Origin of the sequence: Nodosilinea sp. LEGE 07088 (assembly GCF_015207395.1) — a bacterium.
In the GTDB taxonomy this organism is placed as follows: Bacteria; Cyanobacteriota; Cyanobacteriia; order Phormidesmidales; family Phormidesmidaceae; genus Nodosilinea.
Genome location: NZ_JADEWX010000017.1, coordinates 1 through 15708 on the forward strand (window position 1 = coordinate 1; position 15708 = coordinate 15708).

The 15708-nt window shown below is 53.1% G+C and carries 12 protein-coding genes; 6 read left to right on the forward strand and 6 right to left on the reverse strand.

Annotated features, from left to right (window positions below):
• Positions 1-929: 929 nt before the first annotated feature.
• Together IQ254_RS06545 and IQ254_RS06550 are read right to left on the reverse strand one after the other, a co-directional pair.
• A complete protein-coding gene (locus IQ254_RS06545; RefSeq protein WP_193965370.1) occupies positions 930-1907 on the reverse strand; it encodes a hypothetical protein in 978 nt (325 codons plus the stop codon).
• A gap of 143 nt (positions 1908-2050) precedes the next feature.
• Entirely contained in the window at positions 2051-4843 is a 2793-nt protein-coding gene (locus IQ254_RS06550; RefSeq protein WP_193965371.1) for a TrlF family AAA-like ATPase, read from the reverse strand.
• A 658-nt stretch (positions 4844-5501) separates the two neighbouring features.
• Here IQ254_RS06550 and IQ254_RS06555 point away from each other — a divergent pair.
• Complete coding sequence (locus IQ254_RS06555) at positions 5502-5816, forward strand: hypothetical protein (RefSeq protein ID WP_193965372.1); 315 nt, start codon at positions 5502-5504, stop codon at positions 5814-5816.
• 804 nt (positions 5817-6620) lie between these two features.
• Complete coding sequence (locus tag IQ254_RS06560) at positions 6621-6980, forward strand: hypothetical protein (protein WP_193965373.1); 360 nt, start codon at positions 6621-6623, stop codon at positions 6978-6980.
• Between the two features lie 352 nt (positions 6981-7332).
• On the opposite strand, the gene IQ254_RS06565 is transcribed toward IQ254_RS06560, so the two are convergent.
• Both IQ254_RS06565 and IQ254_RS06570 read right to left on the reverse strand, forming a co-directional pair.
• Positions 7333-7677 carry a DUF4870 domain-containing protein gene (locus IQ254_RS06565; protein WP_193965374.1) on the reverse strand — a complete coding sequence of 115 codons (345 nt, stop codon included), beginning with the start codon at positions 7675-7677 and terminating at the stop codon, positions 7333-7335.
• A gap of 71 nt (positions 7678-7748) precedes the next feature.
• Positions 7749-8906, reverse strand: a complete 1158-nt coding sequence (locus IQ254_RS06570; protein ID WP_278000304.1) for an HhoA/HhoB/HtrA family serine endopeptidase — start codon at positions 8904-8906, stop codon at positions 7749-7751.
• A gap of 250 nt (positions 8907-9156) precedes the next feature.
• On the opposite strand from IQ254_RS06570, the gene glpK reads away from it, so the two are divergent.
• The 4 genes from glpK to rppA all read left to right on the forward strand — a co-directional run bounded on the left by glpK (position 9157) and on the right by rppA (position 13390).
• A complete protein-coding gene (glpK, locus tag IQ254_RS06575; protein ID WP_193965375.1) occupies positions 9157-10671 on the forward strand; it encodes a glycerol kinase GlpK in 1515 nt (504 codons plus the stop codon).
• 104 nt (positions 10672-10775) lie between these two features.
• A complete protein-coding gene (locus tag IQ254_RS06580) occupies positions 10776-12173 on the forward strand; it encodes an aspartate aminotransferase family protein (protein ID WP_193965376.1) in 1398 nt (465 codons plus the stop codon).
• 61 nt (positions 12174-12234) lie between these two features.
• Positions 12235-12693: a DUF29 domain-containing protein gene (locus IQ254_RS06585; protein WP_193965377.1), complete on the forward strand. Its 459-nt coding sequence runs from the start codon at positions 12235-12237 to the stop codon at positions 12691-12693.
• A 19-nt stretch (positions 12694-12712) separates the two neighbouring features.
• Positions 12713-13390, forward strand: a complete 678-nt coding sequence (gene rppA / locus IQ254_RS06590; protein ID WP_193965378.1) for a two-component system response regulator RppA — start codon at positions 12713-12715, stop codon at positions 13388-13390.
• A 116-nt stretch (positions 13391-13506) separates the two neighbouring features.
• On the opposite strand, the gene IQ254_RS06595 is transcribed toward rppA, so the two are convergent.
• Both IQ254_RS06595 and IQ254_RS06600 read right to left on the reverse strand, forming a co-directional pair.
• A complete protein-coding gene (locus IQ254_RS06595) occupies positions 13507-14100 on the reverse strand; it encodes a DUF924 family protein (RefSeq protein ID WP_193965379.1) in 594 nt (197 codons plus the stop codon).
• Positions 14101-14114: 14 nt separating this feature from the next.
• Positions 14115-15695 (reverse strand): metallophosphoesterase, encoded by a 1581-nt coding sequence (locus tag IQ254_RS06600; protein WP_193965380.1) that lies wholly within the window; start codon positions 15693-15695, stop codon positions 14115-14117.
• Between the last annotated feature and the right edge of the window lie 13 nt (positions 15696-15708).

Below are 15708 nucleotides of genomic sequence, written 5' to 3' on the forward strand. Positions count from 1 at the left end.
CAATGTCAGAAATATCTCTCCGGCCTCCTGAATGCACTGCTCGACGGTTGCATTAGGAAAATTAAGCAGCGTATCTAGGTGAAAGTCCATGATGTCAATCCCCCTAAACGTAACTCATTATACAATTACCACCCTGGATCCGGAAGAGCCATGCCCCCTTGGTCATCTAACAATCAGTTAAGCGTCAAGTACCCTTTCCCACCAAGAATCAAGTAGGCCAACGGTGAAGCTCACCCGCCACAGGTGATTTTGATACGACAGGCAACCTGCCAAGGGTCGAGTGCAGCGTGTGTACGCCCAGCATGGGCGTGAACTAATGGGGTGAAAGTCCCCTGTGGGAGAACCTGCCATCCCAATGCTCGAAAGTCATAGAAGGCTGAGTCTCTGGGGCGAGTTGGCACAACACAACGAAGTCTTTTGGTTCAGGGAATACGGTAAATGTCGCGGTTGCGCATTGACAGTTCACGGTCTTATCTGGGGAGATCTGCCCCTTTGGCAGTAAAGGGTAGGCTGGGTGAAATGGAGTGAAACCCAACGCCAGCATAGGCTGTGTTGGATTCCGCTGGCGGGCCACCAACCTGCGGTACTGTGGTTACGATCGATTGTCTTCTGGATTAGTAATAAAATCCTTTTGAGATTGTTGGGTTTCCTTCGTTGACGTGACTTACAGGGGATATGCGATCGCCCTTCATTCATTTACAGCGGTTCCCGGATGGATGAGGTACAGATTCAAATCTGAGATCCCTATATGGCAAGGGTTCCAGGGCTTGTGTTGTACCTTATGGGATCAAGAAACGCTGTAGATGGAGCGGAAGATAATGTTCCTGGCCAGCGGTTGCCAGCGCTTTTGGGTAACGCCAAAAGACTTTCACCAATCCGCTTCACTAGGTTTTTCACGCATAATATTAATATCCCCTATACAAGAGTAACTAAAAGGATAATCCATCTTCCTCAAGAAAAGTTTGGGAATTTGCTCCCAGTGGAAGTGGTAAGTTTGCAACAACATAAAGATTCAAAATATCCTCTCTATCCATAAAGAGAATTTGACTACGCTTTGAGGCGTCAAGCTGATTCCCTAGCCAGTTTCGTGCTGCTTTGGTAATTTCTCCCCCGGCAACAATAAAGCCATGATCAACAAGAACTCGTTTTCCAATTTCGGGGTCAAAAATTTCATGTCCTAACATCATAACTACTTGGTTGTAAATCTCAGCTACATTTGCATTACCTGATTTAGTAACACCTGAAGAATCAAGTTTGCCTTTTTTGGCTTGGAGACCGAAGTAGAGAACATGTTGTGTCGGGAGGATGAATTTCATCCATACGTCCTTACCGTATTCAAGCGCTTTATCTTTGTGCCCCGCGGCCGTAATTCGGTGATATCCTAACTGTCGAAATAACGGGAGCAGAATTTCTTCGATTAGTTCATCTTCAGAACATTTATTTAAGTAATCTATAAGAAGTTCTCTTTTCTCAATCTCCTTCGGCGTAAACGGTCGGTGAGGGTTAAGAGCAGTAGATATGGTTTTTGTTCCAATGTGACGTATATACAGTAGATCATCATCCCCATAGAGGGCCTCGTAACCCTCTCGAGATAATGGTTTATTTAAAGCTTCGAGGGCGAGCGAACGATCTGGATCTTCTTCCTCTGCATCAGCTTTATGCATCAATACTCTTAAGACATGCACAAAACGTTCTGGTAAGGCATGAGCAGCTGGTTGTGGCTCTTCCAGCAACTCCGACAGCCGTTCTTGAGTCCACCACCAGCGAGTTGAGCCATCATGAACAAAATCCAAGTCGCATTCTTCAAAAAACTGAGTGATGTAACTACTAGAGCGATATGGAAAATATTGGACATCGCCTATCACCATTTCTGCTATTGCACGCAAGTTTCTGTTCTTGAATTTCATGTCAGTGATATTGGTCAGAATACGCTGCGTTTGTCAAACTCATCTTCAATTTAAGCCTGTGTCGCATAACGATTGAGTTCAGAGGCAGTAGATAACCCCAGTGTTTCCGGCAATCACCTTTGGCCTGCTGCCGCAACGACTTGTTATGCCCTCCTTAATCCATATTTTTGCTCTCTCTTGATAAATGCTTCTCTACCCCCTTCAAGGACATCACATATTTTTCCTCTAATGACTGAGTTCTCAAGAGAACCGCTAATGTATGACAACTCTTCCGAATTATTATCTGCAACAATCACTTGTTCTGCATCGGCATTTATCACTAAGTTGGCATTGTGTGTCACTATAATGACTTGACGATATTTCTTGATTTTTGAGAATATTGGGACAAGATTCGTCATGATAAAATCATTGTCAAGATCATCTTCTGGTTGGTCAATAATGATAGGATCAAAAAATGATTCTGTGGCAAGCTTCAAGCATAAGTATAGTGTTCCTCTTTGCCCTATTGACAACTCTCCTGGAATCTTATTATCATATTTTATTTTGGCCAAGACCTTTAAGTATTGCTGTCTCTTCGACTTTGAGAAGAGCAACTCCAGAAAGTCGTCATTTCCATTTGTATTAAATAAATCCTGTTCCAAAAAAACGTCTAGTGTTAACAATTCTCCATCTGTTTGATCTAATTTCAGTATGGGTAAATTTGCAATCAATTTTTTGTAGTCTTCATACCCATGAACTCCAATAGTGCTTCTAATTCGAGATGAGGAAGATGACTGCTGTTTACTTCTAAACTTTCTGAGATTTAAGCACGTTTCTACTTGACGATAAAATTCATCGACATTAAAGTATATTTCTCCGCAAATACTAATCGGTTGTAGGAGATCTTTAGTTAACTGTATTTGGGCTGGATTCCATTCTGGCTTTCCTTGTGATTTTTCATTCCATTTTTCGTTAATGTGAGCAACCTGACTGTCAAGCTCAATATTTAGTTGATCGACAAATGAGTCTCTTTTCTCTATCAAGGACTTTAGTTGATTTTCGTGTTGGCCTATTTGACGTAGAATCTCTTCCTCCCTTTCTATTTCGGAGCGGTACTCATTTACTTTTTGCAATAAAGTGACAGGATCACCTTCAATTTGCTCACTTGCTAAGCTTTCTTGAATGTTGGTGTTATTAATTTTCCATTGTTCGGTGCTTGAGTTCAATGAGGAAACAGCTACTCGAATGGCCTCTAATTGCGACTCAAAACTTACAGAAGGAATAGGATTCTCTCCCCCTAAATCACTATTAACAGCTTTAACTTCGTCGTTTACTTCTTTGGCAACTTCATTTAGCCTGGCTTGAAGAGAATTTAACCTAGAAATACGCCTTTCTCCAGCTTTAATCGATGAAGTGTTCTTGACGTACTCTTCAATAAGTTGTTTGTTTCTTTCGGTTGTAATTGTTGATATTAACTGGGTGCGACGTTTAATAGTGGCTTCGCTCTTATCCTTATCATGCTCTTCTAGCCATTCTTTACAATCCTTGATCTCGCATAATACTTTGTCTATATCTTCTTCTGAGGAATTCTCAAGAGATGCCGAGGCTCCGAGCATTTCCAAGATTGCGTTACTTAAAAACTCTGGATCTTTTACAATTTCTTGTACTTCTCTCTGGTGTACATGCAAGTATATAACTTCAGAGTCGCCGCCGATCTCAAATGTCTGGGTTTCACCTGTATTTTTTGAATATTCTACAGAAAAGTCCCCTCGCATCGAAATCTCTCCAACTCTGTCCTCATTTTTAGGTTTATTAAACGTTTTAGCAATAGCATCCAGCAATATACTTTTACCTGTGCCTCTGCCACCAATAATGGCAATTAGTCCGTTGTTAAGTTCTAGTTGAGTAGCGGTAAATTTTATTTTCTTGTCAGGTGAGCTTGGAAAGATGGGAGATTCTTTTATTTCAATCTTATTGAAGAAAGGTTTAGGAAACTCTAAGGCAGGATGGTTAGGAGAAATGCATACTCTTTCTGATGGATCATAAACTGTATACTTCAGTCCATCAAAAGTTGGGTCACTTTTTATCCAAGTGGCTTTGTCGCTCGGATAAACACCATAATTAGAAATTTTATGTGCATCACTGCCAGAAACAATCGGTTTCGGCTTTCCACCCATTGTCTTAAGAAAATTTTCTATATGTTCTCGATTTTTATCTGTTTCTCTTCCCAGAAAGAGATCTATATTGTCAAAATCTCTTGTCTCAAAAATATGTGCGGATTGCATAAAGTAGTTGTCAGCCTGAGGATGAGTCTTCCAATTTAACTTAAGTAGCCCATCCGATGTATCGTATGGTAAAATAATGAGACAAGATCCTTCCGGTAATTTTGATTGAGCATCCTTTAAGCAGTCACGAGTAATTTCGGCGGTTTTACTTCCTAACTCCAAGCATTTCTCTTCATCTTTTAAATGATCGCTGTATCCGTGGTGACGAGCCTTACTAGTATCTAATGTTCTTGCGAATTCGACTAATGCTTCGTCCGATAGAGGACGTGTATTAGTTCCTATACGTATTAGCAGTGAGGATTTAAAGTCCAGAAGGTTTTGCTTCGTTAGCTGGTTTGATAAAAGAACATGAATGTTAAGTCGAAAATCAACTGGAGCTTCAACCCTCAACTCCATGCCCGGCAAGATAGTTTTATGGCACTCTACATCTGGGTTGTCTTGTAAGAACTGGATTAACTCAAAGTAGCCATCAAAAGTCCAGTAGTCCATGATGCCGAAGACTTCAGCGCCAGATTGATTAATTTTTTCTAAAAGACGCCGCAACACGTCATTCTTTTCTGAGGTTGCCATTTTGCAGAAGCGCTTGCCGTCTTCCCAGTGAAAAGATGCAGGAGTATGAATATGTAAGTCCCACTTTCTCCATTCAGATCCTTTTGGAAATAATCTTGTCATTTTGTCTTCTCAGTTTCTAAATTTAATTGAGGTATAACTCATTTTTAGAGGAAAGCTTTTTGCTCGAGATCTCTATATAGGTGCCTAGCTGGAAATCTGTCAGCCTAACCACGCCATACGGATATTGAGGTGGAAAATCGTCGGCCTAAGATCCTGGTATGGGTGATTAGGTATAAAAATTCAGTATAACTACCCGCTTGAAGTCGGCGGAGGTTTCTCAAACTCCCTTTACGCTTTCGTTACGCACCACGGTTGACGGGGAGCTTTTGTACCACTATTCTCTATCGTTAAGCCGCTCAGCAATGTGCGGCGATTCCACAGAACTCGAAAACTTTAGCGCTGTCTGAAAGTGCGGGAACACCGACAGACAGCTAACCCCGCGATTCTGACCGGCAGATTGCGAGGCTAAGGTCATGGTACCCTAGCCCCCTCAGTTTGCACTTCAACTGCGGGTGGCTAGGGTTTTCGCGTTCTGTCTTCCTCGCCCTTCCCCTCCACTGGAGGGGTGCCCGCAGGGCGGGGTGGGTCTGTCTTGGCGATGAGCGTGTTGCTTGCGGCATGTCAGTCGCTGGTCGCAGTTGAACCCACCCCTGCCCCTCCCAGGAGGGGACTTGCAGGCAGGGCTTGCTCACTGCAAACGCAATTGGAGACAGAAACGATGTTTGACCATCTCGAACCCGACACCAGCGACGACCAAGGGAGCCCAGGGACCGGGTCCCTGCCGCTACCGCCCAGGTCTGGCGCAAATATCAAAGGAACCCGGTCCCTAAACCCCGAGAAAGTGCGCCACATGCTCTACGGCAGCCTCGCCGCCATAGACCGCACCATTAAAATCCTCCACGCCCTCGGCTACGCCGACCCCAACGACTGGAGCGACCCCATCCCCGCACCGCCCACCAGCCCCGAGCCGGGGCAACCTGGCGAGCCCCAAACCTGGATGGCGATTCTCACCAAAACCGTGCTGATTGAGTAACATCGCCCGCTCCCGATGGTCTATCTATGACTGTCGGGGGCGGCGACTCGCGCAGCGTTCGGAACCCGACTCGGAACGAGTATCCGTCCTGGAATCGCCATAAGTCAAAACGTAGGGTGGGCATTGCCCACCACCTTACTCATTCACCCACAACCAAACCCTCCCCATCAAATCTCCGATAGGAGCGGGAGGTGGAAGGTGGGCGGTGCCCACCCTACAGGTCTGTTCTGAATCAAGGGTTTCTCAATACGGATTTCGTATAAAACCCCGAGGCCGCTGTGAAGCATATTGACCCCGCGATCCGCTTTACTGGCACAGCTGTGTAGTAAAGCGGCACAGCTGTAAAGCATATCGACCCCGCGATCAAAAAGATCGACCCCGCGATCCGCTTTACTGGCACAGCTGTGTAGCAAAGTGGCACAGCTGTAAAGCATATCGACCCCGCGATCAAAAAGATCGACCCCGCGATCCGCTTTACTGGCACAGCTGTGTAGCGTTCGCGCAGCGATGCGAAGCATAGTGGCACAGCTGTGTAGCGTTGTCCTGCTGCACGGCACCTCTGTTCAATCTCATGGGTTATCTGCGTCTGCATCGCCAGGGTTCTAAGCCATTTGACGCATGTTTGCCAACCCGTTAAAGCATTTGTCGCGTTCGCAACCTCACCGGGCAATTCTAATCACAGCAACGCAATGCCCCGCTGAACCCAGAGCCGCCGATGCGACTCCGAGGCTGATCGCCAAACCAATCCCCCACTGTTGCCAACCCGTCAGAACCGTTAATTTTGTTCTTTATAGGAGTGCCTCTATGGCCATTGTTGATACCAGCCGCCGCCTGCCCAGCCGCTACATTCTGCAAGATATTGAGTCGTTTGAAGGCACCGGGGCCGTCCCCAGCTTCCCCGCCGCCCGCCCCGAGGCCAGCCCCGAGTTTCTGCAAGCCGCCCTGCAAACCATGCAGGCCCTGCAGCAGCAAGAGACCGAGCTGTTGGCCAAGGCCAAAGCTGCCGCCGACAAAGCCCGCCTGGCCGAGTGGGAATTTCACAACGCCGTCATGGCCATGAAAGCCGCCGTACGCGGCCACTTTGGCCCTGACAGCGATGAAGCCCAGGCCGTCGGCTACAAGAAAAAGTCTGAGCGCAAGCGCCCCCGCCGCCGCGCCGCCTAATATAGCGATGGCCATTGCGCTTAGGACAGGGGGCACTACCACTGGCAAAACCTGGGGCAGCGCAATGGCTGTATAGCAATCGCTCCAGAGTGCTATGTAGAATGTCTTAACCGATCTGGCGATAGCTATACCGTCCAGACCAACCCTGCAAAAAGCCCCCAGAATGCTAAACGTTCTGGGGGCTTTTTTTGATATTCCCTCGTGCCCACGCTCTGCGTGGGAATGCTCATCGTCGGCTCTGCCGCCTAGCATGAGCGGCAGAGCCGCAAGTTAGGGTGCCCAGGCAGAGCTAGGGCACCAGAGTGACCAGGGACTAAAGTGGAGCCTGCTATTTGAATACCGTATCGGTGCCCTAGAACAGCCGCAAAATCAGCGGATAGCGGAACACGCTATTGGGCTGGGTGAGGCTGTAGAAAATGGCGACGATCGGCATGATGAAATTCACAATCCCCAGCACCACCAAAAGCGGAATGCCGATCAGCACCCAGGCCAAAATGCCGGCTACAGTCCACCAAAACCACATATTGATGTGAAAGTTGATCGCTTCTTTAGCGCTTTCTTTGATTAGGGAGTCTTTTGAAATCAGCAGAATGGCGATGGGAACGCCGACGGCCAGTATCAGCGTGTTAAAAAAAATAGAGCCGTGGCTGAGGGCAGAGAGAAGTTTACGGGTGCCGGTGTCTTCGGTGGTGTTCATGGGAATCTCCTAGAAAAAGAATTTTGGATTTGAGAGTTTGCATTTCCCCCCCTGGGAGGGGTAGGGGTGGGTTAGCCAGACTGCTCATGGAGTTCGGCGGTTTTGACCTTGAGGGTCATGGGGCGATCGCCCCGCTGTACCTGAAGCTCTAGCGCATCGCCAATCTTGGTATTCTCAACCACGATTTGCAGCTCATCGGCACTGCGCACCGGCGCACCCCCGGCCTGCACAATCACATCGCCACGACGCAGCCCGGCATCGGCGGCGGGGGTGCCCTCCAGCACGCGGATGATCAGCACCCCGTCGATCTCGGGCAGATACATCCCAGAGTTGATGTCGGCGTTGCTGCGCTTGGCCTGCTCGGGGGTGAGGTTGGCAATTTGCACACCGATGTAGGGGTGGGCAACGGTTTCGCCCCGCGAGAGCCGGTCTTTGACCTCTTTGGCCTTGTTGATCGGAATGGCAAAGCCAATGCCCATGGCGTCGGCCCGAATGGCGGTGTTGATGCCAATCACCTCGCCCCGCTGGTTGACCAGTGGCCCGCCCGAGTTGCCGGGGTTGATGGCGGCATCGGTCTGAATAAACTCCAGCCGCTTGCCGGGAATGCCCACGGAGCTGCTGGTGCGCTTCAGGGTGCTGACAATCCCTAGGGTAACGGTGTTGTCGAGGCCGAGGGGGTTGCCCACGGCGATCGCCCAATCGCCCACTTCTACCTGGTCGGAGTTGCCCAGGGTTGCTACCGGCAGGGCGTCATCTTCGGCATCGTCTTCGATTTTGACCACGGCCAGGTCAGTCACGTCGTCTACCCCTTCGACAACGGCCTCAAAATTGCGGCCATCCTTGAGGGTGACCACGACCCGATCGGCCCCGTTGACCACGTGGGCGTTGGTGAGAATGTTGCCGGTGTCGTCAATGATGAACCCTGAACCCTGGCCCCGCAGCAGTTCTTCCTGGGGCTGGCGGGGTATGGCACCGAAGAAATCCCGCAGAAAGGGATCGTCGTAGAACGGATCGCGGGCCTGGCGAGTGATGGTTTTCTCGGTGTCGATGCGGACAACTGCCGGGCCAACCTGGCGCACGGCGGCGGCGACAAAGCTCTCATTGGCGATCGCAGCGGTGGCCGCCGACTGGGCATAGGCGGGCGGGGCGATCGCCGTTGTCACCATGATCACCACCGCGAACACCGTGGCCAGAAGCCATTTCAGGGGTATCCAGAGTCCTTGTTTCAAGGGAGCAAGCCTTTAATTACGCACAACAGCAGGGGGTAGTATCCCGTTGAATCTTCCAAAATTGTTTCACAAGAGTCTGACTATCGGGGGAGGGGGATACCGAACTTTGGAGTGGGCTAGGCCGAAGGGACTTGAAACAAGCCCCGTGGAATGCAGAGGAAGCATGTCGAGTTGTAAAAATCTGTCTAAAGACCAGGGATGAATTTGGCATAATTTGTTACAGTCTTGGCGCTGCAAGCATACCGATACAATGACCGCTAACTACGTCATGGCCCTGGATCTGGGCACCACCGGCAACCGCGCGATTATTTTTGATCGCGGCGGTGCGATCGCAGGTCAGGCCTATCGAGAACTCACCCAGTACTATCCGCAGCCGAGTTGGGTCGAGCACGATGCCCGCGAAATTTGGACTGAGATCGAATGGGCCATGGGGTCGGCTATTTCTAAAGCCGGGCTCAAACCCACCGACATTGCCGCCATTGGCCTAACCGTACAGCGCGAAACCTGTCTGCTGTGGGACAGCAGCACCGGTCGTCCCCTGGCCAACGCTATCGTCTGGCAAGACCGGCGCACCGCCCCCCTCTGTAACCAATTGAGAGCGGCGGGTAAGGCCGAGGAAATCTATGATCGCACTGGCTTAGTGCTCGATGCCTACTTCTCGGCCACTAAGCTGACCTGGCTGCTGGAGCAGGCCAAAAAAGAAGCTGACCCGCCGATCGACTTTGACCAGGTGCTGGCGGGCACCGTCGATAGCTGGGTGCTGTGGAACCTGACCGGGCGGCAGGTGCACGCCACCGACCACAGCAATGCCAGCCGCACCATGTTGCTCAACATCGCCAGTGGTCAGTGGGATGACAGCCTGCTGGAGATGTTCAACATTCCGCCTCACATGATGCCGACGATTAAGCCCAGCGTGGGCTTGTTTGGCCACACCGATCCGGCGATTTTAGGGGTCGAAATCCCGATCACGGCGATCTTTGGCGATCAGCAGGCGGCGCTCTACGGCCACGGCTGCGATCGCCCCGGCCTGCTCAAATGCACCTACGGCACCGGGGCGTTTCTGGTGTCGCACACCGGCAATGAGGTGGTGCGATCGCAGCATCAGCTGCTCTCCACCGTGGCCTGGTCCCAGGCCAATGGCGATGCCAAGCATCCCCAGATCGGCTATGCGATCGAGGGCAGTATGTTTACCGCTGGGGCCTGCATTCAGTGGCTGCGCGATGGCTTACAGGTGATCTCCAGCGCCGCTGAAACCGAAATTTTGGCCCAAAACGTCGCCGATAACGGGGGTGTCTATTTTGTGCCCGCCCTCAGCGGCCTTGGGGCTCCCCACTGGGATATGAGCGCCCGTGGTGCGTTTCTGGGGTTGACGCGCGGTGCCCACCGCGATCACCTGGTGCGGGCGGTGCTGGAGGCGATCGCTTACGAAGTCAAAGAAGTCGTCGATGCCGTCAACCAGGATGGCGGTACCCCCATCCGCCAGCTCAAGGTTGACGGCGGGGCCTGCAATAACGACTTTCTCATGCAGTTCCAGGCCGACGTGCTGGGCATTCCCATCGAACGGCCCCAGGTGCTCGACGTCACCGCCCAGGGCGCTGCCTTTGCCGCGGGCCTGGCGGTTGGTTTCTGGAATGACTACCGCACCCTGGTCGACAGCCGCCCCATCGATCGCGTCTTTGAACCCGGTGCTGGCCAAAGCGAAGCCCAGGAAAACTTTGCGATGTGGACGAAGGCCGTGGGCCGGGCCAAAGATTGGGCCAATTAATGGAGACTGCAATCCGGGATCGCCCTGGCTCACGGCGAGGCGCTTGGTGCAGCCGAGCATTACCCCTAATCTAATGGAAATCGCCTTCTCCTACAGGTCTACCCATGCCCGATACTGCTCATCCCCTCGGCGTCACCGCTAGCTCTGCGACTGCCCATGCAGGCTCAGCCACCAACGGTTCCCCAGACCATAACCCTGCGGGCAATGGCCCCTCAGATGAAGAAATGTGGGACATTGTCGAGCATCACCTGGTGCGCTACGGCGGTAGCTTCGCGCCCATGCTGATTGAGCGAGCGCGGGGCAGCTACCTGTACGATCGCCAGGGCCACAAAATTCTTGACTTTACCTCTGGGCAAATGTGCGCCACTCTGGGCCACAACCACCCCGATGTGGTGCAGGCCATCCACAAAGCCTGTGAAACCGTGCTGCACCTGTTCAGCGGTATGCTGTCTCCGGCGGTGGTGGACTTAGCAGATGCCCTTTGTCAGCGCTTGCCGCCTACCCTACAAAAGGCGCTGTTTCTCAACACCGGCAGCGAGGTCAACGAGGCCGCCCTGCGCATGGCCAAGCTGCACACCGGCGGCTTTGAGGTGGTGGGCCTGAGCGCCTCCTGGCACGGTATGACCGCCGGGGCCAGCGCCAGCACCTTTGTGTCAGCCAGAAAGGGCTACGGCCCCACCATTCCCGGCAACCTGGCGCTGCCCACGCCCAACTGCTATCGCTGCCCGATTCGCCACTGCCAAGACCAGTGCGACATGACCTGCCTGGAGGTGGGGTTGGAGCTAGTGGATAGCCAGTCGGTGGGGGCCTATGCTGCCGTCATTGCCGAGCCGGTACTCAGTGCTGGCGGGGTAGTAGTGCCTCCCGAGGGCTACTTTCAGCGGTTGCAGCAGTATTGCCAGGAGCGGGGCATGGTGCTGATTTTGGACGAAGCTCAAACCGCCTTTGGTCGTCTGGGCAGCTTCTTTGCCTTTGAACAACTGGGCATGGTGCCCGATATACTCACCCTGTCGAAGACCCTGGGGGGTGGCCTGCCCCTGGCGGCGATGGTCACCAGCGATGCGATCGAGTCCGACTGCTACGAGAAGGAGTTTATCTACTACACCTCCCATGTGTCTGACCCGATGCCCGCCGAAGTGGGGCTGGCGGTGCTGCGGGTGTTGACCCGCCAAAACCTTGTGGAGCAAGCAGCGGCCATGGGCACTTACCTCAAGACCGGATTGCTGAAGCTGAAGGATCGCTATGAAATCATTGGCGACGTGCGCGGGCGCGGGCTGCTGCTGGGGGTAGAGCTGGTTAAAGATCGCCAGAGCCGCGAACCCGACCCCGAAACCGGAGCCGCCATCACCCGCCGCTGCCTAGAGCTGGGCCTGAGCATGAATATTACCGCCCTGCCCGGCATGGGCAGCGTCTGGCGGATCGCCCCACCGCTAACGGTGACCACCGCCGAACTAGACGAAGGCCTGGCCATTTTGGAGCAGGCCATAGGTGACTGTTTGTGATGGCGACACCCAATTTGGCGTGGCTTACACTAGAGGAACAATTCTCTCAAACCTTGGTGCTATGCCCAAGACTCCGCTGCAAACACCCCTACCACAGCTCTACGATGAGGATTTTGTCCGCTGGGTCGAGGCTACGGTCGCCTGCCTAAAACGCAGAGACACTGAGCACCTCGATTGGAACGGACTGATAGAGGAGATTGAAGACTTGGGCAAATCTGCCAAGCGAGAGCTAGAGAGCCGTCTGAGCGTTTTGCTGGTTCATTTACTCAAGCGTTGCCACGTAGACTTACCCGATGATTATCGCGGTTGGCAATTGACTATTTTGGAGCAGCGCAATGCTCTGAAGCGGTTACTTAAACAATCGCCTAGCCTCAAAGGCTATTTTGAAGCGGTGCTTGAGGAGATCTATCAGGATGCTTTAGCGGAAGCGATCGCAGCTTATCCTACCAGCACCTTCCCCACGGCCTATCCCTTTAGCCCAGACCTACAAACCTTGCTGACAGACGATCCCTGGAGCTGAAACCCACCCCCTCTTCCCCATGAAGATTTTGCTCGTTGATGACGAAGTGGAACTTGCCGACCCGCTGAGTCGGCTCCTCAAGCGGGAAGGCTATGACGTGGATGTCGCCACCGATGGAGAAGCAGGCCGTGACCTAGCGGGCCAGGGCGGCTATGACCTGCTGATTCTCGACTGGATGCTGCCGGGGCTGAGTGGGCTAGAGATCTGTCGGCAGGTGCGATCGCGCCAAGATAGCACCCCAGTCCTCTTTCTCACCGCCAAAGACACCCTCAACGATCGCGTCGATGGCCTCGACGCCGGGGCCGACGACTACCTGGTCAAACCCTTCGAGCTGCGGGAGTTGCTGGCGCGGGTGCGGGCCCTGCTGCGGCGATCGCCCAATCTGGAACCCGCTCCGCCGCCCCGCCTCACCTACGACGACCTCACCCTCGATGAAGCCAACCAGCTCGCCCACCGCCAGGGCCAGCCCGTGGAACTCTCCGACAAAGAAACCCGATTGCTGGCCTACCTGCTGCGCCACCCCAACCAGCTCCTGACCCACGAGCAAATTTACCAAGGCGTTTGGGATGACCAAGAGGCCCCCAGCAGCAACGTGGTCGCCGCCCAAATGCGCCTGCTGCGTCGCAAGATCGAGCCCAAAGGCACGCCGCCGATCATTCATACGGTCTATGGCAAAGGCTATCGGCTAGGAGGCTAGGGGAATTTTGGATTGGTGATTGGCGATTTCGGATTGGGGCATCTGTTACATCCAGAAGCCTCCCATGACAGTGCCGCTCATCCCGCCAAAATCCAAAATCCAAACTCCAAAATTGATTAAAACCGCGACCCCGGCTGCCGCAAAAACTCCGCCTCCTCCGGCGTTGTCTCGCGGCCCAAGATTTCGTTACGATGGGGGAAGCGGCCAAACCGCTGAATCACCTCGCGGTGACGCAGAGCATAGTCAAGGGGTGACTCAAACCCAGGATGGGTGTCGTGGAGCGATCGCACCAGATCCACACAGCGATCCTGATCTGCCAAATGCTCGCTGTGCTCCAGCGGCAGGTAAAAAAACAAGCGCTCTACCGGCAATACCTGCTGGTCATAGCCCTTCGCCAGGGCGTGGTTGGCGGTGTCTCGGGCGGCACCGTCGCTAGCAAAGCTGCGCGCCTCACCCCGAAACAGATTGCGCGGCAGCTGGTCAAGCAACAGCACCAGCGCCAGGCATGATCTCGGATGCTGGTGCCAGGCGGCTAACTCACCAGCTGCCGCCCGGTCAACATCCGCTAAAAACAGCCGCCGAATGGTGTCATCAAAAGCCGGGTCTTTCTTAAACCACACCTGTCGCTGCTGGCCATACTCCCCCTGTCTATCCTCAGGATCGCCAAACCAGAACCGCAGAATCTCTGTTGGCCGTTCGCTCCCTACCATCGGTATGATTCCTCTTAGCTCAGTACTAGCGGATCTAGAGCATAGTCTTGCCAGCTCTGGTGCGATCGCTCCGAAATGTGGGGAGTGACAATAAACTGAGGTGACTCATCGGCGGTGACATCAATACGCACAAACGAATAGGGCCGCTGGCGCTCGGTTTTGTGGCCGGTCAGGCCCAGATACAGCTGCGATTTGGCTACCAGCTTAAATGCCTCCTTACCGTCAGCATTAGCTCCCAGCGGTTCGTAGAGCATTGTCCCCTCCGGTCGCTGTCGCCGCAGGCTCAGGCCGCTGCCGCCGCAGACTACCCAATTCATATGGCTGTCGGCGTAGCCAGTAGATTCGGTCTTGAGATATTCAAAGCAATGGGCATGGCCGTTTAACACCAGGTTTACCGGCGGGCGATCGGTGCCGATGTCAGGTATTGCCGCGGCCACCTGGTCGAGTACCCAACGCAGATTTTGACGAATAGCTAGGGTCTGCCCCTGGGCCCACTTGGTCACCTCCGTGACGTAGGGCGGATGGTGAAAGAAGAGAATGCGCCCCCGCACCGACTTGTCTTGCCAGGAGGCAATTAACCCGTCCCGTAGCCACAGTAGCTGCTCTGTATCGACCAGCGCCGTCGGCCCAGGATGCACCTGCTTATCGATATCCAGCAGTATTTCTTCCAGTTGTTCTGCCTTCGCCTGGAGATCGTCTAGGCGTTCCTGCGCATGGGGGTCGGTGTGTTGTAGACGTAGAGCCTCTTCTCGAACCTCTTGTTGCTGGTGCAAAACCTCGGCTCGTTTGGCTGCGAGGTGCTGGCGATAGGCCGGGTCGGCAATCATCTGGGGCGATAGAGCGGGGTCATTAAAGGTGCTGCTATCAAGGGCAAAGAAATCAATGTCGCCGTAGCGAAAAGTGTAGTAGCGATTCGGCAGGCGGGTAAACTGGCTGGGCCGGTAGTGTAACCCCCAGGTGTGCTCATTCCAGGGGCCGTAGTAGCGGTCTAGGTGCGTGGCAATCTGGTCGTTGGGTAGCCCCTTGAGATAATCCAAAAACGCTCGGGCATAGGCATCGCCTACCCCAGATCCACGGCAGCCCACGTTGGGGTTTAGATTGAACCCCAGCAACTTGCGGATCGGTTGGGTAACTTGTACCAGAGCACTATACAACCTAGGCAAGTTGTAGTAGTCGTGGTTGCCGGGCACCGCCAAAAAGGGGAACCGAAACAGCATCTCGTCAAAGGCGATCTGCTCGGGGCGATCGCCCCCCACCAGCCACTCTCGATAGGGTTTGATGAAATTTTCGGGGTATTGCTCACTAGAGCCTACCTGATACACCACATCGCCGGTATGCAGCAAAAAGCGGCAGTCATCTAGATGGGGCACCATTTGCTCGGCAATGCGCCGCTGAGGATGGTGATCGGTGTGCGGTCCTGAGCCGCTGTCGCCAATCACTAAGAACGAAAATTCTCTCTCGCGGCTACGGCCATCGTCCAAAATCAACCGGGTCTGATCGATATTGCGTGCCGCTAAAGCCGGATGCTGCCAGCGGATACGCTCCTTCATCTTGGCAACCTTGGTCAAGATCGGCGGGTCAAGGATGGAAGCCATAGGTTCTGCACGT